Origin of the sequence: Nocardia sp. CA-145437 (assembly GCF_050956485.1) — a bacterium.
Lineage (GTDB): Bacteria > Actinomycetota > Actinomycetes > Mycobacteriales > Mycobacteriaceae > Nocardia.
In genome coordinates, this window is record NZ_CP191204.1 from 3,721,843 (window position 1) to 3,747,463 (window position 25,621).

General features: G+C 68.0%; 24 protein-coding genes. 7 read left to right on the top strand and 17 right to left on the bottom strand.

The window, feature by feature from the left end:
* Positions 1-221: 221 nt before the first annotated feature.
* Entirely contained in the window at positions 222-938 is a 717-nt protein-coding gene (locus ACQPYY_RS17405) for a VIT1/CCC1 transporter family protein (protein WP_433594668.1), read from the top strand.
* Positions 939-947: 9 nt separating this feature from the next.
* Here the strand turns inward: ACQPYY_RS17405 and ACQPYY_RS17410 are convergent, their stop codons facing one another.
* The 15 genes from ACQPYY_RS17410 to ACQPYY_RS17480 form a co-directional block, all read right to left on the bottom strand.
* Complete coding sequence (locus ACQPYY_RS17410) at positions 948-1,658, bottom strand: SDR family NAD(P)-dependent oxidoreductase (RefSeq protein ID WP_433590171.1); 711 nt, start codon at positions 1,656-1,658, stop codon at positions 948-950.
* A gap of 95 nt (positions 1,659-1,753) precedes the next feature.
* The gene (gene nuoN, locus ACQPYY_RS17415) at positions 1,754-3,370 is read right to left on the bottom strand and encodes an NADH-quinone oxidoreductase subunit NuoN (protein WP_433590172.1); all 1,617 of its coding nucleotides are present in this window, start codon (positions 3,368-3,370) and stop codon (positions 1,754-1,756) included.
* Complete coding sequence (locus tag ACQPYY_RS17420; RefSeq protein WP_433590173.1) at positions 3,367-4,992, bottom strand: NADH-quinone oxidoreductase subunit M; 1,626 nt, start codon at positions 4,990-4,992, stop codon at positions 3,367-3,369. The genes nuoN and ACQPYY_RS17420 overlap by 4 nt, the downstream gene beginning before the upstream one ends.
* 20 nt (positions 4,993-5,012) lie before the next feature.
* The gene (gene nuoL / locus ACQPYY_RS17425; RefSeq protein WP_433594669.1) at positions 5,013-6,884 is read right to left on the bottom strand and encodes an NADH-quinone oxidoreductase subunit L; all 1,872 of its coding nucleotides are present in this window, start codon (positions 6,882-6,884) and stop codon (positions 5,013-5,015) included.
* Positions 6,885-6,900: 16 nt separating this feature from the next.
* Positions 6,901-7,200 carry an NADH-quinone oxidoreductase subunit NuoK gene (nuoK, locus tag ACQPYY_RS17430; RefSeq protein WP_357010729.1) on the bottom strand — a complete coding sequence of 100 codons (300 nt, stop codon included), beginning with the start codon at positions 7,198-7,200 and terminating at the stop codon, positions 6,901-6,903.
* Positions 7,197-8,027, bottom strand: a complete 831-nt coding sequence (locus tag ACQPYY_RS17435; protein WP_379099461.1) for an NADH-quinone oxidoreductase subunit J — start codon at positions 8,025-8,027, stop codon at positions 7,197-7,199. Before ACQPYY_RS17435 ends, nuoK begins: the two co-directional genes overlap by 4 nt.
* On the bottom strand, positions 8,024-9,787 hold the full coding sequence (gene nuoH / locus ACQPYY_RS17440) for an NADH-quinone oxidoreductase subunit NuoH (RefSeq protein ID WP_433590174.1): 1,764 nt from the start codon (positions 9,785-9,787) through the stop codon (positions 8,024-8,026). The genes ACQPYY_RS17435 and nuoH overlap by 4 nt, the downstream gene beginning before the upstream one ends.
* An 82-nt stretch (positions 9,788-9,869) precedes the next feature.
* Positions 9,870-12,338 (bottom strand): NADH-quinone oxidoreductase subunit G, encoded by a 2,469-nt coding sequence (locus tag ACQPYY_RS17445; RefSeq protein ID WP_433590175.1) that lies wholly within the window; start codon positions 12,336-12,338, stop codon positions 9,870-9,872.
* Positions 12,335-13,657, bottom strand: a complete 1,323-nt coding sequence (gene nuoF, locus ACQPYY_RS17450) for an NADH-quinone oxidoreductase subunit NuoF (protein WP_433590176.1) — start codon at positions 13,655-13,657, stop codon at positions 12,335-12,337. Before nuoF ends, ACQPYY_RS17445 begins: the two co-directional genes overlap by 4 nt.
* Positions 13,654-14,349 carry an NADH-quinone oxidoreductase subunit NuoE gene (gene nuoE, locus ACQPYY_RS17455; protein WP_433590177.1) on the bottom strand — a complete coding sequence of 232 codons (696 nt, stop codon included), beginning with the start codon at positions 14,347-14,349 and terminating at the stop codon, positions 13,654-13,656. The genes nuoF and nuoE overlap by 4 nt, the downstream gene beginning before the upstream one ends.
* Positions 14,346-15,677: an NADH dehydrogenase (quinone) subunit D gene (nuoD, locus tag ACQPYY_RS17460; RefSeq protein ID WP_433590178.1), complete on the bottom strand. Its 1,332-nt coding sequence runs from the start codon at positions 15,675-15,677 to the stop codon at positions 14,346-14,348. The genes nuoE and nuoD overlap by 4 nt, the downstream gene beginning before the upstream one ends.
* Positions 15,677-16,456, bottom strand: coding sequence for an NADH-quinone oxidoreductase subunit C (locus ACQPYY_RS17465; protein WP_433590179.1), 780 nt, complete (start codon positions 16,454-16,456; stop codon positions 15,677-15,679). Before ACQPYY_RS17465 ends, nuoD begins: the two co-directional genes overlap by 1 nt.
* Positions 16,453-17,007, bottom strand: a complete 555-nt coding sequence (locus ACQPYY_RS17470) for a NuoB/complex I 20 kDa subunit family protein (RefSeq protein WP_040808330.1) — start codon at positions 17,005-17,007, stop codon at positions 16,453-16,455. The genes ACQPYY_RS17465 and ACQPYY_RS17470 overlap by 4 nt, the downstream gene beginning before the upstream one ends.
* A 74-nt stretch (positions 17,008-17,081) precedes the next feature.
* On the bottom strand, positions 17,082-17,462 hold the full coding sequence (locus tag ACQPYY_RS17475) for an NADH-quinone oxidoreductase subunit A (RefSeq protein WP_033090134.1): 381 nt from the start codon (positions 17,460-17,462) through the stop codon (positions 17,082-17,084).
* A gap of 261 nt (positions 17,463-17,723) precedes the next feature.
* Positions 17,724-18,143 carry an Rv3143 family two-component system response regulator gene (locus tag ACQPYY_RS17480; protein WP_379099484.1) on the bottom strand — a complete coding sequence of 140 codons (420 nt, stop codon included), beginning with the start codon at positions 18,141-18,143 and terminating at the stop codon, positions 17,724-17,726.
* Positions 18,144-18,270: 127 nt separating this feature from the next.
* Between ACQPYY_RS17480 and ACQPYY_RS17485 the strand changes: the two genes are divergently transcribed.
* From ACQPYY_RS17485 to ACQPYY_RS17505, 5 genes are all read left to right on the top strand, one after another.
* Positions 18,271-19,818: a hypothetical protein gene (locus ACQPYY_RS17485; RefSeq protein WP_433590180.1), complete on the top strand. Its 1,548-nt coding sequence runs from the start codon at positions 18,271-18,273 to the stop codon at positions 19,816-19,818.
* Complete coding sequence (locus ACQPYY_RS17490) at positions 19,815-20,258, top strand: hypothetical protein (RefSeq protein ID WP_433590181.1); 444 nt, start codon at positions 19,815-19,817, stop codon at positions 20,256-20,258. Before ACQPYY_RS17485 ends, ACQPYY_RS17490 begins: the two co-directional genes overlap by 4 nt.
* Positions 20,255-21,364: an FHA domain-containing protein gene (locus ACQPYY_RS17495; RefSeq protein WP_433590182.1), complete on the top strand. Its 1,110-nt coding sequence runs from the start codon at positions 20,255-20,257 to the stop codon at positions 21,362-21,364. The genes ACQPYY_RS17490 and ACQPYY_RS17495 overlap by 4 nt, the downstream gene beginning before the upstream one ends.
* Before the next feature lie 72 nt (positions 21,365-21,436).
* Complete coding sequence (locus ACQPYY_RS17500; RefSeq protein WP_433590183.1) at positions 21,437-22,813, top strand: dihydrolipoyl dehydrogenase family protein; 1,377 nt, start codon at positions 21,437-21,439, stop codon at positions 22,811-22,813.
* Between the two features lie 90 nt (positions 22,814-22,903).
* Positions 22,904-23,332, top strand: coding sequence for a CBS domain-containing protein (locus ACQPYY_RS17505; RefSeq protein WP_379099499.1), 429 nt, complete (start codon positions 22,904-22,906; stop codon positions 23,330-23,332).
* 79 nt (positions 23,333-23,411) lie between these two features.
* On the opposite strand, the gene ACQPYY_RS17510 is transcribed toward ACQPYY_RS17505, so the two are convergent.
* Both ACQPYY_RS17510 and ACQPYY_RS17515 read right to left on the bottom strand, forming a co-directional pair.
* Complete coding sequence (locus tag ACQPYY_RS17510; protein WP_433590184.1) at positions 23,412-23,813, bottom strand: nuclear transport factor 2 family protein; 402 nt, start codon at positions 23,811-23,813, stop codon at positions 23,412-23,414.
* Positions 23,814-23,916: 103 nt separating this feature from the next.
* Positions 23,917-24,165, bottom strand: a complete 249-nt coding sequence (locus ACQPYY_RS17515) for a hypothetical protein (protein ID WP_433590185.1) — start codon at positions 24,163-24,165, stop codon at positions 23,917-23,919.
* Positions 24,166-24,343: 178 nt separating this feature from the next.
* On the opposite strand from ACQPYY_RS17515, the gene ACQPYY_RS17520 reads away from it, so the two are divergent.
* A complete protein-coding gene (locus ACQPYY_RS17520) occupies positions 24,344-25,504 on the top strand; it encodes a helix-turn-helix domain-containing protein (RefSeq protein ID WP_433590186.1) in 1,161 nt (386 codons plus the stop codon).
* The last annotated feature ends 117 nt before the right edge of the window (positions 25,505-25,621 follow it).

The following is a 25,621-nucleotide window of genomic DNA, read 5'->3' on the forward strand; positions in this document are numbered from 1 at the left end:
GCGCCGAAGACAACGCTACGGCCAACCCGCGCCGCGCATGACCCGAATCCACCGAGAATCTGCTTGTCGCAAACGTGTCGCGATCGCCGTGTCGCGGATTGCAAGGGGTGTCTGTCGCACCGAAACCCCTTGATATGCAATGCATTACCTAATTTCGGTGAGCCTTTCTTTGCTGGCGGCAAACGTTGTGAACTACTACCGTTCCCCTGGTGAGGGACGAAATGACCGGTTCGGTGGCGCTCGCGCATCCCGCCGAACCTCATGCGACGGGATTGGCGACTCGCCTGAATTGGCTGCGTGCGGGTGTTTTGGGCGCGAACGACGGGATCGTCTCCGTGGCTGGGATTGTCGTCGGTGTCGCGGCCGCGACGAGCAACAGCACCGCGATCCTGACCGCGGGCGTGGCCGGACTCACCGCGGGCGCGGTGTCGATGGCCCTCGGCGAGTACGTCTCCGTCAGCACCCAACGCGACAGCGAACGCGCCCTGCTGGACACCGAACGCCGTGAATTGGCAGAACAACCCGAAGCCGAGCTCGCCGAACTGGCCGCCATCTACCGCGCCAAGGGCCTGTCCCCGGCCACCGCTCAGGCTGTGGCCGAAGAACTCACCACCGCGGACGCATTCACCGCCCACGCCGAGGCCGAACTCGGTATCGACCCCGACGACCTCACCAACCCCCTCCACGCGGCCCTCTCCTCGGCCCTGTCCTTCACCCTCGGCGCACTGCTCCCACTCCTGGCAATCCTGACGCCCCAGGCGATCCGGGTTCCCCTCACCATGGGCGCGGTCCTGGCCGCCTTGGCCCTGACCGGCGCGTTGGGCGCGCGTCTCGGGCAAGCTCCCGTCGCCCGCGCGACCATCCGCGTCCTCGCCGGCGGCGCGCTGGCGATGATCACCACCTACGCCATCGGCCACCTCGTCGGAATCACCATCTGACCCACCCGATCACCAGGCCAGCGGCCCCTTCGCGTCGAAGAACCCGCCCGTCGGCCCGTCCGCCCCGATCTGCGCCATCCGCACGATGATCTCGGCCGCCTCCTGCACCGTCTGATGCCCGAGGTTGTGGTTCAGATCGGTACCGGTGTAGCCCGGTTCCACCGAATTGATCCGAATACCCGGAAAAGCCTTGGCGTACTGAATCGTCAGCACATTCACCGCGGTCTTCGACGCCGGATATGCCACCCCCGGATACCGACCGGCGATGTCCCCGTCCGTAGCGAGCCTGTTCAACGATGCCAGCCCACTGCTCACGTTCACCACAACCGGTGCCTCCGCCTTCTCCAGCAACGGCAAGAAGGCCTCCAACACCCGCACGGTCCCGAAAACGTTGGTCTCGAACGTCTCCCGCATGATCTCGGCAGTCATCTCCCCGGCCCCCAGCACACCCCCGTCCGCACTCATCTCCGCCTGAATCCCCGCATTGTTGATCAACACATCCAGCCCACCCTCGGCCTCGATCGCCGCGACCGCAGCGCGCACGGACTCATCATCGGTGATATCGATCCGAACAGCCCGCGCCCCCACCGCTTCCGCCGCCGCCAGCCCCCGCTCGGCATCCCGGCTCCCGAGATACACCGTGTGCCCCTCCACCACGAGCCGCCGCGCAGCCTCGAACCCGATTCCCTTATTGGCACCCGTAATCAGAATTCTGCTCATACCCCGAACCTAGAACCTGGAGCACACTCCAAGTCAACACCAATCGGGCTCGCCGCGAATTTCGCGGCGAGCCCGATTCTTTGGATCCGGTGGGTTCAGTGGATGAGGGTGGCGGCGTTCTTGGCGAGGTCGAGGAGGGGTTGGGGGAAGATGCCGAGGACCAGGGTGGCTGCGGCGGTGAGGGCGATGATGGTGCTGGTGAGGGTGGGGTGGACGACGGTGGGCGGGGTTGCCGGGGCGTCGGTGAAGAACATGAGGACGATGACTCGGATGTAGAAGAAGGCGGCGATGGCGCTGGAGATGACACCGACGATGACGAGGGTCGCGGCCTCGCCGCCGGTGGCGGCGGCGAAGACGCCGAACTTGGCGATGAAGCCACTCGTCAGCGGGATGCCCGCGAAGGAGAGGAGGAACAGGGAGTAGGTGGTGGCCAGCCAGGGGGAGCGGCGGCCCATGCCCGCCCAGGCGGGGAGCGCGGTTGCCTCGTCGCCGTTCTCGTCGCGGACCAGGCTGACCACGGCGAAGGCGCCGACGGTGCCGAGGCCGTAGACGGCGAGGTAGAAGAGGATGGAGGAGACGCCGGCGGTGGTGGCGGAGACCAGGGCCGTCAGGATGAAACCGGCGTGGGCGACAGAGGAATACGCGAGCATGCGCTTCATGTCGGTTTGGGTGACGGCGAGGATCGCGCCGACGACCATGGTGGCGATGGCGACCGCGGCGAAGACCGGGCGCCAGTCGTTGCGGAGGTTGGGGACCGCGACGTACAGCACGCGCAGCAGGGCACCCACCGCGGCGATCTTGGTGGCGGCGGCCATGAATGCGGTGACCGGAGTCGGCGCGCCCTGGTAGACGTCGGGGACCCAGGACTGGAACGGAACCGCGCCGATCTTGAAGAGCAGGCCGACGGCCAGCATGGCGACGCCGATGACGGCCAGGGTGTGCGACTTGCTGTCGTCACGGGCCACCGCCTCGGCGATGCCCACCAGCCGGATCGTTCCCGCGTAGCCGTAGAGCAGTGCCATTCCATAGAGGAAGAAGGCCGACGAAAACGCGCCCAGCAGGAAGTATTTCAACGCGGCCTCCTGGGAGAGGAGACGGCGACGGCGCGCCAGGCCGCACAGCAGGTACAGCGGCAGCGACAGCACTTCCAGTGCCACGAACATGGTGAGCAGGTCGTTCGAGGCGGGGAAGAGCATCAGCCCGGCGAGCGCGAACATGGTGAGCGGGAAGACCTCGGTGGTCGCGATTCCCGCTGTGGTGGCGGCGATCTCGTCGAGGCTGCCGGGTGTGGAGGCGGCCTGCGGGGTGAAGGCGTCGACCCCGCCACGGGAAGCCGTGAGACTCCAGGTGCCGGGTCCTTCGCGGCGCACCGGCATCCGGTCGGCCCGCCGCTCGGCGATGAAGAGCAGTCCGAGAATGCCGACCACCAGGATGGTGCCCTGCAGGAACAGGGAAACCCCGTCGATGGCAACGGCTCCCACCACGGCGGTCGCCCGGACATCGCGCAGTCCGATGACCGCGCCCAGCGCGACCGCCATACCGCCGAGACCGAGCACCAGGTGGATCACATAGCGCGACGCGCGCGGCGCGAACGCCTCCACCAGCACCCCGGCGACCGCGACACCGAACACGATCAACATCGGTGACAGGTACCGGTATTCGATGCTCGGTGCCGGGACCGTCGCGGCGGCGAGCAGCAGACCTCCACTCATTTGTGGGCACCTCCGGTGTTCGTCTGGGCGGCTTCCGGCTGCACCGCCGGGGCCGGATTGTGCTGTCCGATGGTGGTGAGGGTGCGGGCGACGGCCGGATCGATCCGGTCCAGCACCGGTTTGGGGTACGCGCCCAGAAACAGCAGCGCGATGATCAGCGGGACCACGACCACCATTTCGCGGGGCAGCAGGTCGTAGAGCCGCTCGTTGCCCTCCTTCACCGGGCCGGTCATCATCCGCTGGTACATCCACAGCACGTACACCGCGGCCAGCACCAGCGCGGAGGCCGCGATCACGGCCGCCACCGGGTAGCGGGTGAATGTGCCGATCAGCACCAGGAATTCGCTGATGAACGGGGCGAGCCCGGGCAGCGACAGCGTGGCCAGGCCGGAGATGAGGAAGGTGCCCGCCAGGATCGGCGCGACCTTCTGGACGCCGCCGAAGTCGGCGATGAACCGAGATCCGCGCCGCGACACCAGGAATCCGGCGATGAGGAACAGCGCGGCGGTGGAGATGCCGTGGTTGATCATGTACAGCGTCGCCCCGGTGCCGCCCTGGGTGGTGAGCGCGAAGATGCCCAGGATGATGAACCCGAAGTGCGAGATCGAGGTGTAGGCGATCAGCCGCATCACATCGGTCTGCCCGATGGCCAGCAGCGCCCCGTACAGGATTCCGATCACCGCGAGCACGCTGATCAGCGGCGCGTATGTCGATGTGGCCGAGGGGAACAGCAGCAGGCAGTAGCGCAGCATGCCGAAGGTCCCGACCTTGTCGACCACCGCCATCATGAGCACCGCGCTGGCCGGGGTGGCCGCCACCGCGGCGTCCGGCAGCCAGGTGTGCAGCGGCCACAATGGCGCTTTCACCGCGAACGCGAACATGAATCCGAGGAACAGCGCGTTGAGCACCGCGGGCGTCGCCCCGAGCTGCCCGGAGTTGGCGGCCTCCATGACGGTCCGGAAGTCGAAGGTGCCGCCGCCGTGGCTGCCCAGCTTCTCCCGCGCGGTGATCACGTAGAGCCCGATCACCGCGGCCAGCATGATGAGTCCGCCGAACAGGTTGTACAGCAGGAACTTCACCGCGGCCCGCGCCCGCTGCTGACGCAACGCCATGTCCCCGGTGCGGGGGCCGAAGCCGCCGATGAGGAAGTACATCGGGATCAGCATGACCTCGAAGAACACGTAGAACAGCAGAATGTCCAAGGCGGTGAACGAGACCAGCACCATGGATTCCACGACCAGGGTGAGCGCCACGTAGTAGTGCGCGACCCGCGGCCCGGTGCCGACCTCCCGATCGTCCTGCCAGCCCGCGATCAGCAGCAGCGGTACCAGTCCCGCGGTGAGCAGGACCAGAACCAGGGCGATCCCGTCGAGGCCGACCGTGTAGCCCGCCCCGAAGGCCGGGATCCACTGCCGGTCCTCCACGAACTGGTATTGCGCCCCACCGGTTTCGAACCGGGTGGCCAGCCAGATACCGATCCCGAGCGTGCCCAGCGAGACGATCAACGCGAAGGCCCGCACCGCGGTCCGCTGTCCCGCCGGGAACAGCAGCGCGAGCGCCGCCCCGCCGAGCGGCACCGCCCACAGCAGGGTGAGCCAGGGAAATTCGCTCACGGAGTTCATCGGTGCGTTCGCAAGCTCATTCACAGGAACCTCACCGCCAGCAGGGCGGCGACCACGAGGGCCGCGCCGGTGAACATGGACAGGGCGTAGGAGCGCACGAAACCGGTTTGCACGCGCCGGATCCGGGCCGACAGTCCGCCGATCACCGCGGCCGTGGAGTTGACCAGGCCGTCGATGCCGCGGTTGTCGACGAACACCAGCGACCGGGTCAGGTGCCGGCCGGGACGCATGAACGCGGCCTCGTTGGCGGCGTCGCCGTACAGGTCGCGGCGTGCGGCCTCGACGAGCGGGTTGCCGGCGGGCGCGGTCTCGGCGATCGGGGACTTCGCGTACTGGTCGTAGGCCACCCAGACGCCGGCCGCGACCACCGCGAGCGCGAAGAACGTGATGGCCCAGGCGGGAATCACCGGTTCGCCGTGATGTTCGCCGACCACCGGGGCCAGCCAGTTGGTGAGCGAGGACCCGTAGGCGAAGAGCATGCCGGAGAAGACGGATCCGAAGGCCAGCAGGATCATCGGCCCGGTCATCGAGGCGGGCGCCTCGTGCGGATGCGTGCCTTCCTTCCAGCGGCGCTCGCCGAAGAAGGTGAAGATCATGACGCGGGTCATGTAGAACGCCGTGATGCCCGCGCCGCACAGCGCGGCCAGGCCGGTGACGACACCGCCGACCCCGCCGTACGCGAACGCCGCCTCGATGATCCGGTCCTTGGACCAGAATCCCGCGAACGGCGGAACACCCAGGATCGCAAGGTATCCGAGCCCGAAGGTGACGTAGGTGATCGGCAGCAGCTTGCGCAGTCCGCCGTAGCGCCGCATATCGGTCTCGTCGTTCATCGCGTGCATGACCGAGCCGGCGCCGAGGAACAGTCCGGCCTTGAAGAAGCCGTGGGTCAGCAGGTGCATGATCGCGGCCGCGTACCCGACCGGGCCGAGCCCGGCGGCCAGCACCATGTAGCCGATCTGGCTCATGGTCGAGGCGGCGAGCGCCTTCTTGATGTCGTCCTTGGCGCAACCGATGATCGCGCCGAACACCAGAGTGACCGCGCCGACGGCCATCACGGCCGCCTGCGCGCCCGGCGCGAGATCGAAGATCGGGTTCGAGCGGGCGATCAGATAGACGCCCGCGGTGACCATGGTGGCGGCGTGGATGAGCGCCGACACCGGTGTCGGACCCTCCATGGCGTCCCCGAGCCAGGACTGCAGCGGCACCTGCGCGGACTTGCCGCAGGCCCCGAGCAGCAGCAGAAGCCCGATGGCCGTGAGGGTTCCGGTGCCCGCGTGGCTCGCCGACCCGAAGACGGTCTGGAAGTCGATGCTCCCGAAGGTCGCGAACATGACCATGAGCGCGATCGCCAGCCCCATGTCGCCGACCCGGTTGACCACGAACGCCTTCTTGGCCGCCGTCGCGGCGGAGGGCTTGTGGTACCAGAATCCGATCAGCAGGTAGGACGCCAGGCCGACGCCTTCCCAGCCGAGGTACAGCACCAGGTAGTTGCCCGCGAGGACTAGTACCAGCATGGCGGCCAGGAACAGGTTGAGGTAGGCGAAGAATCGCCGCCGTCCCTCGTCGCCGTTCATGTACCCGATCGAGTAGATGTGGATCAGCGATCCGACGCCGGTGATCAGCAGCGCGAAGCACATCGACAGTTGGTCGAGTTGCAGCGCGAAGTCGACCTTCAACCCGGCGACCGGCACCCACTCGAACAGCGTGTAGTGCACGGCCCGTTCGGAATTCGGCCGGTCCAGCATGTCGGAGAACGCCCACGCCGCGACCCCGAACGAGGCGAGCGCCAGCGCGGTGCCCGGAATATGGCCCCACGTGTCGCCGATCCGGCCGATCAGCAGCAGGAATACGGCCCCCGCGAGCGGGAGCGCGGGCATCAGCCACAGCATCTGTGCGGTATCCATGTCAATACCGCAGCAGGTTCGCGTCGTCGACCGAGGTCGAGCGGCGGGCCCGGAAGATGCTCATGATGATGGCCAGGCCGACCACGACCTCGGCGGCGGCCACCACCATGGTGAAGAACGCGAAGACCTGGCCGTCGAGATTGCCGTGTGTGCGCGCGAAGGTGACGAAGGCCAGGTTCACGGCGTTGAGCATGAGCTCGATGCACATGAACACCACGATGGCGTTGCGCCGCACCAGGACTCCGGCGGCGCCGATGGTGAACAGCAGGGCCGAGAGGTACAGATAGTTGTCCGGATTCACCGCTGGCCTTCCTCGTGAGTGTCGTCGCCGGGAACGTCGCTGCCGTCGCCGACGGTCAGCACGACCGCTTCGGTGTGGGCGCGATTGCGGCGGTGCCGCAGGATGGTGCTGACCGACAGCTCCTCGAAGGAGCCGTCCGGCAGCCGCGCGGGCGCGTCGACGGCATTGTGGCGGGCGTACACGCCGGGCGTGGGCAGCGGCGTCACCCGGGTGCCCGCGCGGAAGCGTTCCTTGGACAGGGTGCGCTGATCGGTGGGCGGCCCGAACCGTTCGCGGTGCGCGAGCACCATGGCGCCGATGGTCGCGGTGATGAGCAGTGCGCCGGTGAGCTCGAACGCCCACACGTAGCGCACGAAGATGAGTTCGGCCAGCGCCCCGACGCTGTAGTTGCCGCCCAGGCCGGGACCGGTCTCGGCGACGCTCCGGTCGGCCATGCCGCGGGCGATGCCGCCGATGAGCAGCATGCCGAAGCCGATGCCCACCACCACGACCGCGAGCCGCTGCCCGCGCAGCGTCTCCCGCAGCGACTCCGCGGAATCCACGCCGACGAGCATGAGCACGAACAGGAACAGCATCATGACCGCGCCGGTGTAGACGACGATCTGCACGATGCCCAGGAACAGCGCGCTCTGCGCGATGTAGAACGCCGACAGCGTGATCATGGTGGCGGCCAGGCACAGTGCCGAGTGCACGGCCTTGCGCGCGCAGACCATGCCGAGCGCGCCGAGCACGGCCACCACGGCGAGGATCCAGAACTGGACGGCCTCGCCGGTGGAGGTGTGGGTGACGATCTGCTGGGCGGGCTGGGCGATCCGGTCGGTGATCATGATTGCTTGGTCCCTTCCGCTCCGGCGAGTTCGCTTGCCGCGCCGGGGACTTCGCCGCGGTAGTAGGAGCCCTCGTCCGCGCCGGGGTACATGGCGTGCGGCGGGGCGACCATGCCCGGCTGCATCGGGGCGAGCAGATCCTGCTTCTCGTAGATCAGCCCGGCGCGGTTGTCGTCGGCCATCTCGTACTCGTTGGTCATGGTGAGCGCCCGGGTCGGGCAGGCCTCGATGCACAGACCGCACCCGATGCAGCGCAGGTAGTTGATCTGGTAGACGCGGCCGTAACGCTCACCGGGAGAGAAGCGTTCGTCCTCGGTGTTGTCGGCGCCCTCCACGTAGATGGCGTCGGCGGGACAGGCCCAGGCGCACAGCTCGCAGCCGATGCACTTCTCCAGCCCGTCCGGATGCCGGTTGAGCTGGTGCCGGCCGTGGTAGCGCGGCGCGGTCGGGGTCTTGACCTCGGGGTAGAGCTCGGTGTTCGGCTTCTTGAACATCGTCGAGGCGGTGACCACGAATCCGCCCAGTGGGGCCAGCAGATCCGGCTTCGGTGTGGACGCCATCGGGGTCGCGGGCATCGGCGGCACCGGGAAGTCCGAGTACGCCCGCGTCGAGTCCGGGTCCGGGGAGGCGTTGGTGCGGTCGTAGCCCGCGTGCCCGGCCCGGATCACCAGCGCCAGCAGCACGGCCGCGACCACCAGCCCGCCGATCACCATGCCCGCGGTCTGGATGTGGGTGCCGTTGTTCTGCAACACCTTCAGGGTCGCGACGAACATGACCCAGGCCAGCGACACCGGGATCAGCAGCTTCCAGCCCAGGTTCATGAACTGGTCGTAGCGCAGGCGGGGGAGCGTGCCGCGCAGCCAGATGAACACGAACAGGAACGTCCACACCTTGGCGGTGAACCACAGCATGGGCCACCAGCCGCTGTTCGCGCCCGCCCACAGGCTGATCGGGAACGGCGCGTGCCAGCCGCCGAAGAACAGCGTGGTGGCCAGCGCGGACACGGTCGCCATATTGATGTACTCGGCCATCATGAACATGGCGAACTTGAGCGAGGAGTACTCGGTGTGGAAACCGCCGACCAGCTCGCCCTCGGCCTCGGGCAGGTCGAAGGGCGCGCGGTTGGTCTCGCCGACCATGGACACCGCGTAGATCAGGAACGACGGCAGCAGCAGGAAGACGTACCAGGTTCCCTCCTGCGCCTTGACGATTCCCGAGGTGGCCATGGTGCCCGAGAGCAGGAACACCGCGGCGAAGCACAGCGCCATGGCGATCTCGTAGGAGATGACCTGCGCGGTCGAGCGCAGCCCGCCCAGCAGCGGATAGGTGGACCCGGACGCCCAGCCCGCCAGCACGATGCCGTACACGCCGACCGAAGCCATGGCCAGGATGTAGAGCACGCCCACCGGCATATCGGTCAGCTGCAGCATCGTCTGGTGCCCGAATATGCTGACCTGCGGCCCGAACGGGATCACCGCGAACGCCATCACGGCCGGGATCAGCGAGATCACCGGCGCGAGAATGAAGATCGGCTTGTCCACGATGGCCGGGATGATGTCCTCCTTGAGGAGCATCTTCACGCCGTCGGCGATGGACTGCAGCGAGCCGCGCGGCCCGACCCGGTTGGGTCCGACACGCATCTGCATGAACGCCACGATCTTTCGCTCCGCGTACACCGCCAGCATCGGGATGAGCAGCAGGAACACGAAGATCCCGATGGATTTCACCAGCACCAGCCACCACGGATCGTGGCCGAACATACCCAGGGTGTTCGCGTCAGGCCCGGAGGAGGCAGCGTGTGTAACCACAGAGGGCCCCGCGAACACCCTCATCAGATCGAGCTCACTCACGGTGGTCCTCCCGTCGGATACGCACGAGGTGGCCGGGTGTGGTGCCGAGCTGCACCAGCACGTCGGAGCCGGGGGAATTCATGGGCAGCCACACCACGCCGTCGGGCATCTCGGTGATGACCAGGGGCAGGGTGATGTGGCCGTGGTCGGTCGCGGCGGTCACCGGATCGCCGGTGGTGGCGCCGATCCCGGCGGCGGTCTCGGCCGACAGCCGCACCACGGGGGTGCGGGCGGTACCCGCCAGGTTGGGTTCGCCGTCCTGGAGCCGGCCGCGGTCGATGAGCATCCGCCAGGACGCGAGAACCGCTGTACCCGAATGGGGTTGGGCCGGCGGATGTGGGCGGTGCACCGGCGTCGGGGCGGGGGCGCCGTCCCAGACTCCGAGGTCGGCCAGTTCCGCGCGGGCGCCGGCGGCGTCGCGCAGGCCCAGCCGCACCCCCATCTCGTTGGCGATGGCGTCCAGGAGCCGGTACTCGGGCAGCGGCGCCGCCTCGCGGCGGACGGTGGAATCGCGCAGGGCGGCCTCGAATTGGCGGTGGCGGCCCTCCCAGGTGAGGAAGGTGCCGGCCTTCTCCATGGCCGAGGCGACCGGGAACACGACGTCGGCGCGCTGGCTGATGTCGCTGCGGCGCAACTCCATCGACACCACGAAGCCCGCCGCGTCGATGGCCTGCAGGGCGGCGTGCGGGTCGGGCATGTCGCCGACCTCGACGCCACCGATGAGCAGTGCGCCCAAACTGGGCGCGGCGGCCAGGATGGCGGCGGTGTCGCGGCCGGGAGTGCCCGGCAGTTCGTTCACGTTCCAGGCTTCGCGAACCTGTTTGCGCGCTGTGGGATCGGCGACGGGCCGCCCGCCGGGCAGCAGCACCGGCAGTGCCCCGGCCTCGAGCGCGCCGCGCTCACCGGCGCGGCGGGGGATCCAGGCCAGCGTCGCTCCGGTGTCGTCGGCCAGCCGCGCCACCGCGGACAGGCCGCCCGGAATGCCACCGAGGCGTTCACCGGCGAGGATCAGCGCGCCGGGCTCGCGCAGCAGGTCCGCGACCTCGCGCAGCCGGGCGTATCCGGCGGTCAGCTCATCGGTCTCGCCGGTCCGGATCGCTTCCAGCACATGCGGTTCCGCACCCGGTGCGGCCGGCAGCAGGGTGCCGGACAGCTTTTGCAGGCCGCGGGTCACATAGGGCGCGAGCGAGTAGATCGGTGTGCCGTTGCGGCGTGCGGCCTTGCGCAGCCGCAGATACACGATCGGCGATTCCTCTTCCGCCTCGAACCCCACCAGCAGCACGAAGGGCGCACGTTCGAGGGCGGCGTAGTCGACGGTGATGCCCTGCCCGGCCACCCGGGCGGCCAGGAAGTCGGCCTCCTCGGCGGAGTGCTCGCGGGCGCGGAAGTCGATGTCGTTGGTGTTCAATGCGACTCGCGCGAACTTGGAGTACGCGTAGGCGTCCTCCAGGGTCACCCGGCCGCCGACCAGGACGCCCGCCTTTCCGCGCGCCGCGGCCAGTCCGCGGGCGGCCGCACCGATGGCCTCCGACCACGACGCGGGCTGGAGGCTGCCGTCCCAGCTGCGGACCAGCGGCGTGGTGAGCCGATCGGATTCGGTGAGGTAGGTGAACGCGAATCGGCCCTTGTCGCAGTTCCATTCCTCGTTGACCTGCGGGTCGTCACCGGCCAGGCGACGCATCACCTTGCCGCGCCGGTGATCGGTGCGCTGAGCGCAGCCGCTCGCGCAGTGCTCGCACACCGCCGGGCTCGACACCAGGTCGAAGGGCCGGGCGCGGAAGCGGTAGGTGCTGCCGGTGAGCGCGCCGACCGGGCAGATCTGCACGGTGTTGCCGGAGAAGTAGGAGTCCAGCGGCTCCCCGGCGGCCGTGCCGACCTGTTGCAGCGCACCGCGTTCCATCAGTTCGATGAACGGGTCACCGGCCACCTGCTGTGAGAACCGGGTGCAGCGCGCGCACAGCACGCAGCGCTCCCGGTCCAGCAGGATCGCCGAGGACAGCGGAATCGGCTTGGGATAGGTGCGCTTCTCACCGTCGAAACGGGATTCGGAGCGCCCCGCCGACATGGCCTGGTTCTGCAGCGGGCATTCGCCGCCCTTGTCGCACACCGGGCAGTCGAGGGGGTGATTGATGAGCAGCAGCTCCATCACGCCCTCCTGCGCCTTGGCGGCCACGGGGGAGGAGACCTGGGTGCTGATCACCATCCCCTCGGCCACGGTCTGGGTGCAGGAGGCGACGGGCTTGCGCTGCCCCTCGACCTCCACCAGGCACTGCCGGCACGCGCCGACCGGGTCGAGCAGCGGATGATCGCAGAAGCGGGGGATCTGGACGCCGATGAGTTCGGCTGCCCGGATCACCAGGGTTCCGGCGGGCACCGAAACCGGGGTGCCGTCGATGGTCACGGTCACCATGTCGGTGGGGGTCACCCCGCCACCGGTTGTGGAGCTCACTGTCGAGGTCATCGTGCTCCTTGGGTGGCCCAGGCCGTGGTGCGGGCCGGGTCGAACGGGCAGGCGCCGAGGCGGATGTGCTCGGCGTACTCGTCGCGGAAGTACTTCAGGGAGGAGAAGATCGGGCTGGCCGCGCCGTCACCGAGGGCGCAGAAGGATTTGCCGTTGATGTTGTCGGCGATGTCGGCCAGCTTGTCCAGGTCGGTCTCGTGGCCCTGTCCGCTCTCCAAACGCTGCAACAGCTGGACCAGCCAGTAGGTGCCCTCGCGGCAGGGGGTGCACTTGCCGCAGGATTCGTGGGCGTAGAACTCGGTCCAGCGCAGCACCGCCCGCACCACACAGGTGGTGTCGTCGAAGATCTGCAGCGCCTTGGTGCCGAGCATGGAGCCCGCGGCCGACACGCCCTCGTAGTCGAGGGGGACGTCGATGTGCTCGGCGGTGAACAGCGGGGTCGACGAACCGCCCGGGGTCCAGAACTTCAGGGTGTGGCCCTCGCGGATGCCTCCGGCGTAGGTCAGCAACTCGCGCAACGTGATTCCGAGGGCCGCTTCGTACTGGCCCGGTCGTGTCACGTGACCGGAGAGCGAGTAGAGGGTGAACCCCGGCGACTTCTCCGTGCCGAACGACCGGAACCACTCCACGCCATTCGCGAGGATGAGCGGCACGGACGCAATGGATTCCACATTGTTGACCACGGTCGGGCAGGCGTAGAGGCCGGCCACAGCCGGGAACGGGGGACGCAGTCGGGGCTGACCGCGGCGGCCCTCGAGCGAATCCAGCAGCGCGGTCTCCTCACCGCAGATGTAGGCGCCCGCCCCGGCGTGCACCACGATCTCCAGATCGAAACCCGAGCCCTGGATATTGCGGCCGAGATAGCCCGCCTCGTACGCCTGCTGCACGGCGGCCTGCAATCGCCGCAGCACCGACACCACTTCGCCGCGCACGTAGATGAACGCGTGCGAGGCGCGAATGGCGTAGGCCGCGATGATGACGCCCTCGATGAGGGTGTGCGGGGTGGCCAGCATGAGCGGAATGTCCTTGCAGGTGCCGGGTTCCGACTCGTCGGCGTTGACCACCAGGTAGTGCGGCTTGGTGACGCCGTCGGGGCCGGGGCCCTGCGGGATGAAGCCCCACTTCATGCCGGTCGGGAAGCCCGCGCCGCCGCGGCCGCGCAGACCGGAATCCTTGATGGTGGCGATCACCTCGTCCGGCCGCATGCGCAGTGCCTGGGGCAGCGCCCGATAGCCGCCCTGGCGGCGGTAGGACGCCAGGGTCCAGCTGTCCGGGTCCGCCCAGTGCTTGGTGAAGACGGGAGTCAGAGCAGTCGTCACCGAACGCCTCCGTCGGTCGAGTTCTCTTCCGCGGCACGCAGACCGGCCAGCGACGCGTCCCCGGCCACACCGTCGGTGGCGCCGGGTCGCTGGTCCGGGTAGCCCGCGAGGATCCGAGCGGTCTCGCGGAAACTGCACGGCGGGATGCCGCTGCGGGAGGCGGTCGGCGGCTGGTCGCGGCGCAGCGAATCCACCAGTTCCTTGGCCGATTCCGGGGTCTGGTTGTCGAAGAACTCCCAGTTGACCATGATGACCGGCGCGTAGTCGCAGGCGGCATTGCACTCGATGTGCTCGAGGGTGACCATGCCGTCCGCGGTCGTCTCGCCGTTCCCGAGTCCCAAGTGCCGCTTCAGGTCCGCGAGGATCTCGTCGCCGCCCATGACCGCGCACAGCGTGTTCGTGCAGACGCCGACGTGGTAGTCGCCGGTCGGGGTGCGCCGGTACATGGAGTAGAAGGTGGCCACCGCGGTGACCTCGGCATCGGTCAATCCCAGCTGCTCGGCACAGAATTCGATGCCGGTACCGGACACATAGCCCTCCACCGATTGCATCAAGTGCAACAGGGGAAGCAGTGCCGAACGCGGATGCGGGTACCGGGCGATGATCTCCCGGGCCTCCACCTGCAGCCGGTCGTGCGCCTCCGGCGGGAACGGGATCGGCCGCGTGGTCAGGTTCAGCAGGATCTCGGTCATCGGTCCACGCCTCCCATCACCGGGTCGATGGAGGCGACGGAGGCGATCACGTCGGCGACCAGACCGCCCTCGCACATCGCCGCCACCGCTTGCAGATTCGTGAACGAGGGGTCGCGGTAGTGGACCCGGTAGGGGCGGGTTCCGCCGTCGCTCACCATGTGCACGCCCAGTTCGCCGCGCGGCGACTCGACCGCCACGTACACCTGGCCGGGCGGGACCCGCAGACCTTCGGTGACCAGCTTGAAGTGGTGGATCAGCGATTCCATGGAGGTGCCCATGATCTGGCCGATGTACTTCGGCGAGTTGCCGAGACCGTCCGGTCCGAGCTGCAAGTCGGCAGGCCAGGCGATCTTCTTGTCCTCCACCATGACCGGGCCCGGCCGCAGCTTGTCGAGGCACTGCTCGACGATCTTGACCGATTCCTTCATCTCGTTGACGCGGATCAGGTAGCGGCCGTAGCAGTCGCAGCCGGTGTCGGTCTGCACCTCGAACTCGTAGTTCTCGTAGCCGCAGTACGGCTGGGACTTGCGCAGGTCGTGCGGCAGACCCGTGGCACGCAGCACCGGGCCGGTGATGCCGAGCGCCATGCAACCGGTCAGGTCCAGGTAACCGACATTGCGGGTGCGCGCCTTCCAGATGGGGTTCTCGTTGAGCAGCATCTCCATGTCCCGCAGGCGGCTCGGCAGCAGTTCCAGCAGTTCGCGGACCTTCTGCACGCCGTCGTCCGGGAGGTCCTGGGCCAGGCCGCCCGGGCGGATGTAGGCGTGGTTCATGCGCAGACCGGTGATGGTCTCGAACACGTCGAGGATGAGTTCGCGTTCGCGGAAACCGAACAGCATCGGGGTCAGCGCGCCCAGCTCCATGCCGCCCGTGGCCAGCGCCACCAGGTGCGAGGAGATGCGGTTCAGCTCCATGAGCATCACGCGGATGACATTGACGCGCTCGGGGATCTGATCGGTGATGTCGAGCAGCTTCTCCACCGCCAGGCAGTACGCCGTCTCGTTGAAGAACGGCGACAGGTAGTCCATGCGGGTGACGAAGGTGGTGCCCTGCACCCAGCTGCGGTACTCGAGATTCTTCTCGATGCCGGTGTGCAGGTAGCCGATGCCGCAGCGCGCCTCGGTGACGGTCTCACCCTCGATTTCGAGAATGAGCCGCAGCACCCCGTGCGTGGAAGGGTGCTGCGGGCCCATGTTCACGACGATGCGTTCCTCGGCGATGCCGTCCAGGGTCGCGGAGATCTCGTCCCAATCGTTTCCCACCACGGTGACCGAGCGTTCGGGCCGGTCCTGGGTGTCACGACGGGACTTGGTGCCGGTGTTGTTCATTACGAGTACGTCCTCCGCTCGTCGGGCGGCGGGATACGCGCGCCCTTGTATTCGACCGGGATTCCGCCGAGCGGATAGTCCTTGCGCTGCGGGTGGCCACGCCAGTCGTCGGGCATGGCGATGCGGGTCAGCGACGGGTGACCGTCGAAGAGGATGCCGAAGAAGTCGTAGGTCTCCCGCTCGTGCCAGTCCACCGTCGGGTACACCGAGTACAGGGAGGGCAGGTGCGGATCGCTGTCCGGCACCGACACTTCCAGCCGCAGGCGGCGGTTGTGGGTGATCGAGTTCAGGTGGTAGAGCGCGTGCAGCTCGCGCCCGGTGTCCTCCGGGTAGTGCGCGCCGCTGGCGCCCAGGCACAGCTCGAACCGCAGGGCTTCGTTGTCGCGCAGCGTCTTCGCGACCAGCACCAGGTGATCGCGGCGGATGTGCAGGGTGAGCTCGCCGCGGAACACGACGATCTTCTCCACCGCCTCGTCGAAGGTCTTGGCCAGCGCCAGGCGCAGATGCGCGATGACCTCGTCGAAGACCGGGCCGTAGGGGGCTGGGGTGCCGCCGGGCATGGAGACGGTCCGGACCAGGCGGCCGTAGCCGGAGGTGTCGCCGGTGCCGGAGACGCCGAACATGCCCTGGCGCACGCCGATCACGTCGTCGGCGGGCGGCGCGGGCTCGGCGGCCGGAGACTCGACGGCGGCGGATTCCGTTGTGTCCGGGGTCTTCTCAGTGGGTTCCACGGCCGCCTCCGGGGGGCTCTCCGTGCCGACAGGTGCATCGAAGCTCATCGCAGCAGCCCCTTCAGCTGAATGGTCGGGGTGCTGGCGAGCGCGGCGGCTTCGGCCGCGCGCACGGCCTCTTCGCGATTGACGCCGAGCGGCATCTCCTGAATCTTCTCGTGCAGCTTCAGGATCGCGTTCAACAACATCTCGGGCCGCGGCGGGCAGCCGGGCAGGTAGATGTCGACCGGGACGATGTGGTCGACGCCCTGCACGATGGCGTAGTTGTTGAACATGCCGCCCGAGGATGCGCAGACACCCATGGCCAGCACCCATTTCGGTTCGGTCATCTGGTCGTAGACCTGGCGCAGCACCGGGGCCATCTTCTGACTCACCCGGCCCGCCACGATCATCAGATCGGCCTGGCGCGGCGAGGCGCGGAACGCCTCCATGCCGAAGCGGGCGATATCGAATCGCCCGCCGCCGGTGGCCATCATCTCGATCGCGCAGCACGCCAAGCCGAACGTCGCCGGCCACAGCGAACTCTTGCGCAGATAGCCGGCCAAATCTTCCACCGTGCTCAGCAGGAACCCGCTGGGCAGTTTCTCCTCGAGACCCATATCGGACTACTTCTCCCGGATCGGGACACCCCGCCTCGCACGGGATGTGTGAATGGAAATCCCCTGTGCGCCGATCAATCCCAGCTGAGACCGCCGCGCCGCCACTCGTAGGCGTAGGCGACCGAGACGTTGAAGATGAACAACGCCATGGCGGCCAGCCCGAACACTCCGAGTGCGTCGAAGTGCACGGCCCACGGGTAGAGGAAGACGATCTCGATGTCGAAGATGATGAACAGCATGGCGGTGAGGTAGTACTTCACCGGAAAGCGTTGGCCCGCAGCGTTTCCCGGACCACCCGCGACCGCGTGCGGGGTCGGCTCGATGCCGCATTCGTAGGCCTCGAGCTTGGCCCGGTTGTAGCGTTTGGGGCCGATCAGGGCCGCCAGGAAAATAGAGAACACCCCGAACGCGGCGGCGACCGCGCCGAGAACCAGGGTCGGTACCTCGATATTCACTTCAGCACTACCCCTCCTGCGAGCTGGACGACGCACTACGGACGGCAGCGGGCGCGGAGGGATGATGTCAGTGGTGCATGGCAGTCATGCATCTCCCCGCGCTCCTGTGAGCTACGGCACAGATTACAACTCGGACGAGAAGATACATGACGATTCGCGATCGCGTTTGATCGAATTCGGAACGGTCTTTTATGACCGATTGGACGCAATCCCGTTTGTCACGTGACACGGGTTTGCCCTGATCACGAGGGCAGAGGAAGATCAGGCCGCGAAGCTATTACCGAGCACACCCAGGACAGCGTCGGTCAACCGGATGGGGTCGATGGGGTGCGGCACCGCCGCTTCCGCGCGCGACCAATTCGCCAGCCAAGCATCATCGGGCCGACCGGTCAGCACGACAATCGGTGGGCAGTCGGCGATTTCGTCCTTGAGCTGCTTGGCCAGGCCGAGACCGCCCTCCGGGGCCGACTCGCCGTCGAGGATCAGCAGATCCAGTCCACCGGCGTCCATGCGCTCGAGGACCACCGGGCCCGTGGCCACCTCGACATAGTCGATGGGCGGCAGATCGGGGTGCGGCCGTCTGCCCAGCGCCAGCATGATCTGGCTCCGGGTATCGGCATCACTGCTGTAAACGAGGACCCGCACAGCGGCGGGACGTTTGGCATCGGCCACGTTCCGCATGCTACGTCGCAGATGGGGCGGTGCGGGGCAGCTTCGCGAGAAGTCCGTGTACGCGTCGCGGAATCGCCTGTCGCGCAATGTGTCGATGCCCGGTTGTTCGTAATCCGAGACCGGTACGATCCCGCGAATGAGGGGAGACGTCACGCAACGCCTCATCGAAACCGACGTATGGACCGACGAGTTGGTGGGGCGAGCCGGGATTCCGGTCTTCGATGTGCCACTGGTGAGCGTCGGCAGCGGGCTGGGATCGTTCACCCTGTTCGACACCTTGCGGATCTACGGGGTGCCCGGGGCGGCGATGGCGGTGCTCGGGCCACAGGACGTGCCGTGGGGGTCGTACGAATACCTGACTCGGGTGTCGCAGATTCCGCGCGGGGAACGGCTGCGCAGCGATTCGGGCGGAACGCCGGACAATATCTGGGGATTTCCGTCCTATGCCCTGCGCGAGGCGATAGCTGAAAAGTCGCTATCAGCTGTGTGGAATGTGCTGGTGGAGCCCGTTCTCGCCGAGTATCACACGCCTCGGGCAGGACAGGTCCTCGTGGCGCTGGAGCGCGAATTCCAGCGGGTCGAATACGCGCGATCCTTGCACAAAGGGCAGGTTCGCATGGTGCGCAAACGGAACGGCGGCGGGTATTTCACGATTCTCACGCCGCCCGAAGGAGCGGCGGCGACCAAGCGAATCGCGTTTCGCAGCAGTCATGTTCACATCGCCGTCGGGTACCCAGGGCTGCGGCTGCTGCCGGATCTGCAGGAGTACCGCGAGCGGTATCGCGATCCGACGCGGGTGGTGAACGCCTACGAGCCGCACGAGCACGTGTACGAGGCGTTGCAGCGGCGACCGGGGACGGTCATGGTGCGCGGCAGCGGGATAGTAGCCAGTCGTGTGCTGCAACGGCTGATCGACGACCGGGATCGGCTGCGGCTCAACACCCAGGTCCTGCATCTGTTCCGGACCTATGTGGCGGGACCACAAGGGGAGAGCGTGTTCGCGCGGCGGGCGGGAGCGAACGGGTGGGCGTATCAAGCCTTCAACTTTCCCAAGGCGAGCTTCGGCGGCCAGATCAAGCAGCGGCTGGGGAAGCTCGAAGGGCGGGAGCGGGCGGAGGCGCTGAAGACGCTGGGCGGGACCACGACGCCGCGGCGCAAGCGGTGGGAGGAACAGCTGGCGCGGGGGCGGGCGCAGGGCTGGTATCAGATCCTGGTGGGGTCGGCGCGGAATCTGCGGCCCGATCGCACCAGGCCCGGGGTGGTGACGACGGTGGCGCCCGAGCCGGGCGGGCCGAGCAGCTTCGCGTCGACCGACCGGCCGGTTGACGTGCACGCCGATTACATCATCGACTGCACCGGGCTCGAAGCCGACATCCGGGAGCATCGGCTGCTCGCCGACCTGCTCGATCACACCGGGGCGCGGTGCAATCCGCTCGAGCGGCTGGATGTGGATCGGACCTTCGAGCTGTTCGGGACCCGCAGCGGGGCCGGGCGGGTCTACGCCTCGGGCAGCGCGACGCTGGGCGGGTATTTCGCTCCCGTGGACTCGTTCGCCGGATTGCAGTACGCGGCCCTGCAGATCGCCGATGACCTGGCGGCGAACGGGTTCTGCCGGCGGCTGGATGCGCTGCGGTCGCTGACGCAGTGGTGGCTGTGGGTCACCGACCGGAAGATTCCGGCATGACGCCGACGCTGTGGGGGCGGATTCAGACTCGCGTGATCGTGCTCGGGGTGATCGGGGCGGTGATCACGCTACTGATCACCCCGCTGCTGCCGATGGGGAGGCTGTCGCTGGAGCAGGGTTACCGGGTCACGCTGACCATATTGGCGGCGGTCATCCTGCTCGGAGTCGGGTGGGAGCTGGCGTATCACGGTCTGCAGCAGTTCCGGTGGGACAAGGACTGGCCGACCGTGTTCGGGCTGGTGACCATTGCGAACGAGGGACTGCTGCTGTGGTTGCTGGTGCGGTACACCTCAGCGGTCGTGCCCCGGGATTTGCGGCCGTCCGCGCCGGCGTTCGGCATCGATTTCACCCTGACCTGGCTTGTGTACTGGGGATTCGTCAACGGTCCGATCCGGGTGGTGCTGCCGCGCTGGCGATATACCGGGGGCCGGGTGCTATGACCGCGCGGGTCGAGGTGGTGCCGGGCCGCCACCTGGTGGCCTGCGTCGACGGGGTGGTCGTGGTAGTCGCGCACCGGGATTCGAGTGTGATCACCGCGGCGTCCGAGGCTATTGCCGTGCTGGACAAGGTGTTGGAGATGGTGGCGGAGGCGTCGTCGCGGGAGACTCGGCGCACCGGGCGCACCTTCGCGCGGCTGGCGAGCACGTGGCTCATGGGTCGCACGGACGAGGAGCAGGTCGAATTCGGGGTGCTCACACCGGGAAAGCGGGGGCTGGCGGTCTTTCTGCACGGGCGGGTCACCGCGATGCTCGAGGGGATGGATGACCGGGAGGTGTTGCACGGCCGCGATGCCGGATTCAGTGTCGATCGGGTGGTGAGTCCCGCGCCGGGGCGGGCGGCGGCGGTCTTCGTCGACGACGGCGAACCGCGGACGAGCCTGCCCCGGGAGAGCGTGTGGTCGCTGCGCGACGGGCGGGTGCCAGGTTCGGGAGCGGTGATGTGGTTGGGAGAGAAGGCGAATACACCCGAGGCCGAGATCGGAACCGGAGGCCGGGGCCCGGTTCCGCGCGATTCCGGCAGCGCGCGCACCATCGCACCCACTGCCATTCCCGCAGGAATCGAGACCGCTCCCACCGGTGTCGTCGTGCACGGATTCACCTGCGCTCGCGGACATCTCAACGACCCGCGCGTGTCCTTCTGCGTCGTGTGCGGCATTCGCATGGAACAGCTGACCTGTGTCCTCGCCCCCGGGATCCGCCCGCCGCTGGGCGTTCTGCTGCTCGACGACGGCACCTCCTATGTCCTCGACAGCGATCTCGTGATCGGCCGCGAGCCCGCCCGCTCACCGCAGGTGCGGCGTGGCGCCCAAGCCATCCGAATCCCCGACGCCACCGGCGGCATGTCCCGCGTCCACGCCGAGATCCGCCTCGTGGACTGGGATGTCCTGGTCATGGATCGCGGGTCCGCCAATGGCACGCACATCCGCCCGCCCGGCCGCCCCGACTGGATCCGCGCCGCACCCGGCCACCCCACCGTCCTGGCGCCCGGCAGCCAGTTGCTGCTCGGTGGACGGGTGTTCACCTTCGACTCGCCGCACGGACGCTGACGGCGGAGGTTGGATCGATCCGGTCGGATGTGGGGATAGCGTCACAGGGAGCTGACGAGCGAAGGAGCACGTGTGACTGCCGAATCCGTTGATGTCGTTGTGATCGGGATGGGGCCCGGAGGCGAAGACGTGGCCACGCGGGTGGCGCGGGGCGGGCTCGCCGTGGTCGGGGTCGAGGGGCGATTGGTGGGCGGCGAGTGCCCGTATTACGCGTGTGTGCCGACCAAGATGATGGTTCGGGCGGCGGGGGTGCTGGCCGAGGCTCGGCGGGTGCGGGGGCTCGCGGGGTCGGCCACGGTGCAGGCGGATTGGCGGCCGGTCGCCGCGCGGATCCGGGACGAGGCCACCGACGATTGGGACGACCGGGCGGCGGTGGAGCGGTTCGAGAAGGCCGGTGGGCGGTTCGTGCGCGGGTGGGGGCGGATCAGTGCGCCGGGTGAGGTGACTGTGGCGACCGATAGTGGAGAACGGGTGTTTCGAGCACGGCGGGGGATTGTGCTGAATCCGGGGACGGAACCGGCTGTTCCGCCGCTCGACGGGCTGGCGGGAACGCCGTTCTGGACGAACCGGGAGGCGGTGCCGGCTACCGAGGTGCCCGAATCGCTCATCGTGCTGGGCGGGGGCCCGGTGGGGGCGGAGTTCGCGCAGATCTTCGCGCGCTTCGGGGCGCGGGTGACCGTGGTCGTGCCGCGGCGGCTGGTGCCGCAGGACGAGCCGGAGGCGGGGCAGCTGCTGGCGACGGTGTTCGCGGAGGAGGGGATCGAGGTCCGGAGCGGGGTTCGGGGAACGGCGGTGCGGCACGACGGGCGCGAGTTCGCGCTGACTCTCGACAATGGCGAGGTGCTGCGCGCCGAGCGGCTGCTGGTCGCGGCGGGGCGGCGAACCGAACTGGCGGGCTTGGGAATCGGGGCGGTCGGCTTGGACGAGTCGGCCAGGTCAATACCGGTGGACAACCGGCTGAGGGCGGCCGAAGGGGTGTGGGCGCTCGGTGACGTCACCGGGCAGGGGGCTTTCACTCACGTGTCCATGTATCAGGCGCGGATCGTGGCACAGGACATTCTCGGTAGCGGGGACGAGGTCGCGCGGTATCACGCCGTACCGCGGGTGACCTTCACCGATCCCGAGGTCGGGGCGGTCGGTATGACCGAGGAACAGGCCCGGGCGGCGGGGCTGACCGTGCGGGTCGGAATCACCGAAGTACCTGCGTCCACGCGGGGTTGGATCCACAAAGCGGGCAACGCCGGATTCATCAAACTGGTCGAGGACGTCGACCGCGGGGTGCTCGTCGGCGCGTGCTCCGCCGGGCCGCAGGGCGGCGAAGTCCTCAGCGCCCTGTCGGTAGCGGTCCACGCCCAGGTCCCGACCGCGACCCTGCGGGAGATGATCCTCGCCTACCCGACCTTCCACCGCGCCATCGAATCCGCGCTCGATGCCCTCGCGTCCGTTTAGGCATCGAATCGCAATCGTTGCTGTTCACACCCGCGTAACAGCGGCATCCTGGTAACCATCGATAGTCCTAGCTGGTTGGGCGGTGGGCACATGCGAATCTCGGAAATCCTGCGCCGGAAGGGCGGCGAAGTCGTCACGATTGCACCCGATGCAACCGTGCGCGAACTGCTCAGAATCCTGGCGGCACACAATGTCGGCGCGGTCATCGTCTCCCCGGACGGCACCGCCATGGCCGGCATCGTCTCCGAACGAGACATCGTCCGCCGCCTCTACCGCGACGGCGCACCCCTCCTGGACTCCCCGGTCTCCACCATCATGACCGCGGCGCTCCACACCTGCTCCCCGGACGACAACGTCGAAACCCTCAACGCCATCATGACCGAACACCGAATCCGCCACCTCCCCGTCCTCGAGGACGGCCGGATGATCGGCATAGTCAGCATCGGCGACGTGGTCAAAAGCCAGATCTCCGAACTCGAAACCGAACGCGAAGCCCTCGTCCGCTACCTCCACAGCTGACCGGCACCCGGCGTTCCGCACTCCGCTGGCCTGTGGATATTGCCCTACCCGAGTGGTGGTTTGTATCCCGGCGGGCTACCTACGGGGTCAAGGGCTTCTGGCGGGGGATCACGCGGCGGTGAGCGATGCGCCAGCCGTGGGGAGTGCGGTGGAGGGTGTCCTCGTAGGTGACGCTGGTGGTCGTGGCGTCGGTGTTGACCGCCAGGCCCTTGGAGATCGCGTGGGCCGTGTCGCGGTCCAGGGCTGTGACCACCACATTGGTGACATGGTGGGCTAGGGGGTTGGCGTCGCCCAGTTCGCGTGCCATGTCGCGGAGGGCTTCCACTCCGGGCACGGTGCCTGCGCCGAAAGCGGTCAGGTCGTAGGCGACGTCCTCGGTGAATACCTCGGTCCATCGGTCGAACTCGCCCGAATCGCTCAGATGTCCGTGCAGGGCGACCACTTCGTGGATCGCCAGTCTGTCCGCAACCGAATCCGTCATTCCCACACCAGATCACGAACCAGCGCGGTCGGCCACGGATTTTTCGCCGCGTTCGGCGGGCGGGTCGAGCCCGGGCCGATTGCTCGGGCTGTCGCCGGTGGGGTCAGTCGGTCCAGATGGAGAGGTACCAGAGGCCGTCGTCGCCGAGGTTGCATTCGTAGATGTCGTCGCCGGGGACGAGCTGGGTGCCGTCGGGGCGGGTGAAGGTGCCGGTTTCGCCGTCGGCGTCGCAGGCAGCCTCGGTGGGGTAGCCGCCGTCAACCTGCCACTCGGTGTCCTTGCCGGCGTGGGCGGTGCCCATCGCGGCGATCAGGCCGAGGGCAACCAGGGAGGTCGTTGCGAGCTTCTTCATATGTTGTTCCTTTTCACGAAAGAGCCCGGTCGAAGGTCTAGGTAAGACCGACTGGCCGGGCCGCCACACGATACTTCAGCACGCGGGTCCGACAAATCCGGCGGCGGTCGGACCGCTTGGGGCTCAGGACGTTCCGGTACCAGCTGCGCCTGCCGGGTGGCCGACCTAGTCTGGAGCGATGAGCGGCGACCTTGGTCAGCGGCTGCAATCGGTTCGGAAGCGGCGGGGGCTCACGCAGCGGGAGCTGGCCGCGAATTCGGCTGTCTCGGTGTCACTGATCCGGAAGATCGAGCAGGGGGAGCGGGACGACACTCGGATCGAGACGCTGCGGCGGTTGGCGGTGGCCCTGGGGTGCCCGCTGACCGCGCTCATCGGTGCCGCGCCCCGCGCTCCGGAGAGCAGGGACGGCGAGCTGTGGGCCGCCACCAGGCGAGCGATCGATGCGCCTCGGCCGGATGTAGCGGTGGAGCCGCACGCGGAAGAGGCTGTGGCCGAATCCCTTGCGGCGGCCGTGCGGCTCTACCACGACAACCGGTATGAGCTGCTGGCGCGAGTTCTGCCCGATCTGGTGGACGCGAGTGAGAGTGTCTCACCCGTGCTGCGGGCGCGGATTCTCCAGCTGACCGGATCGGTCATGGTGCAGACGCGACAATTGGGAACGGCGCGCAGAGTTCTCGATCACGCGCTGGCGGCGGCACAGGCGAGCGATGATCTACTCGATGCCGCGTCCGTTGTCGTCACGCTGTGCTGGCTACTCCTGGTGGAGCGGCGATTTCAGCAGGTCGATGACCTGGCGATCGACTGGGCCGACCGAATCGAGCCACGGATCTCGACCGCAACCGATCGCGAGCTCTCCACGTGGGGTTGGCTGCTGTTGCGTGGGTCGGCGGCGGCGATCCGCGACAACCGCCCCGACGACGCCGATGACATGATGCGGTTCGCACAGGCCGCCGCCGTGGCCGTCAAACGCGAACCCCGCGGCTACCAGGACTATTGGACGGTCTTCGGACCCGCCACCGTGGCCATGAAGCGCGTCGAGAACGCGGTCATCGATGACCGGCCCGACCTGGCACTGCGGTTGGCCCATGACGTGCCGACCGGCCTGCGGCCCACCTCCGACAATCGCAATCGGCACCTCCTCGACGTCGCTCGAGCCCACCTCGACCTCGCCCGGCCAGATCCGGCCCTGGACATCCTGATTCGGCTCTCCGGCGAGGCCCGCCCCTGGTTGATCGAGCAGCGGTTGGCCAAGGATCTCCTGGCCAGGCTGATCGGCAGACGCCGAACCCTCACCCCGGAGATGCGCGCCCTCGCCGACCTCATTCACCTCGAATACTGATCGCTTCGTGGCATTTCCGCGTTCGGACCCCGGAAAGTGCCATTGCCGCAGAATCTCCGCGGCCCGATCCTGATTCGGAATCCGCTGGAAGCACACTCGACGATCGAGAGGGCGAGC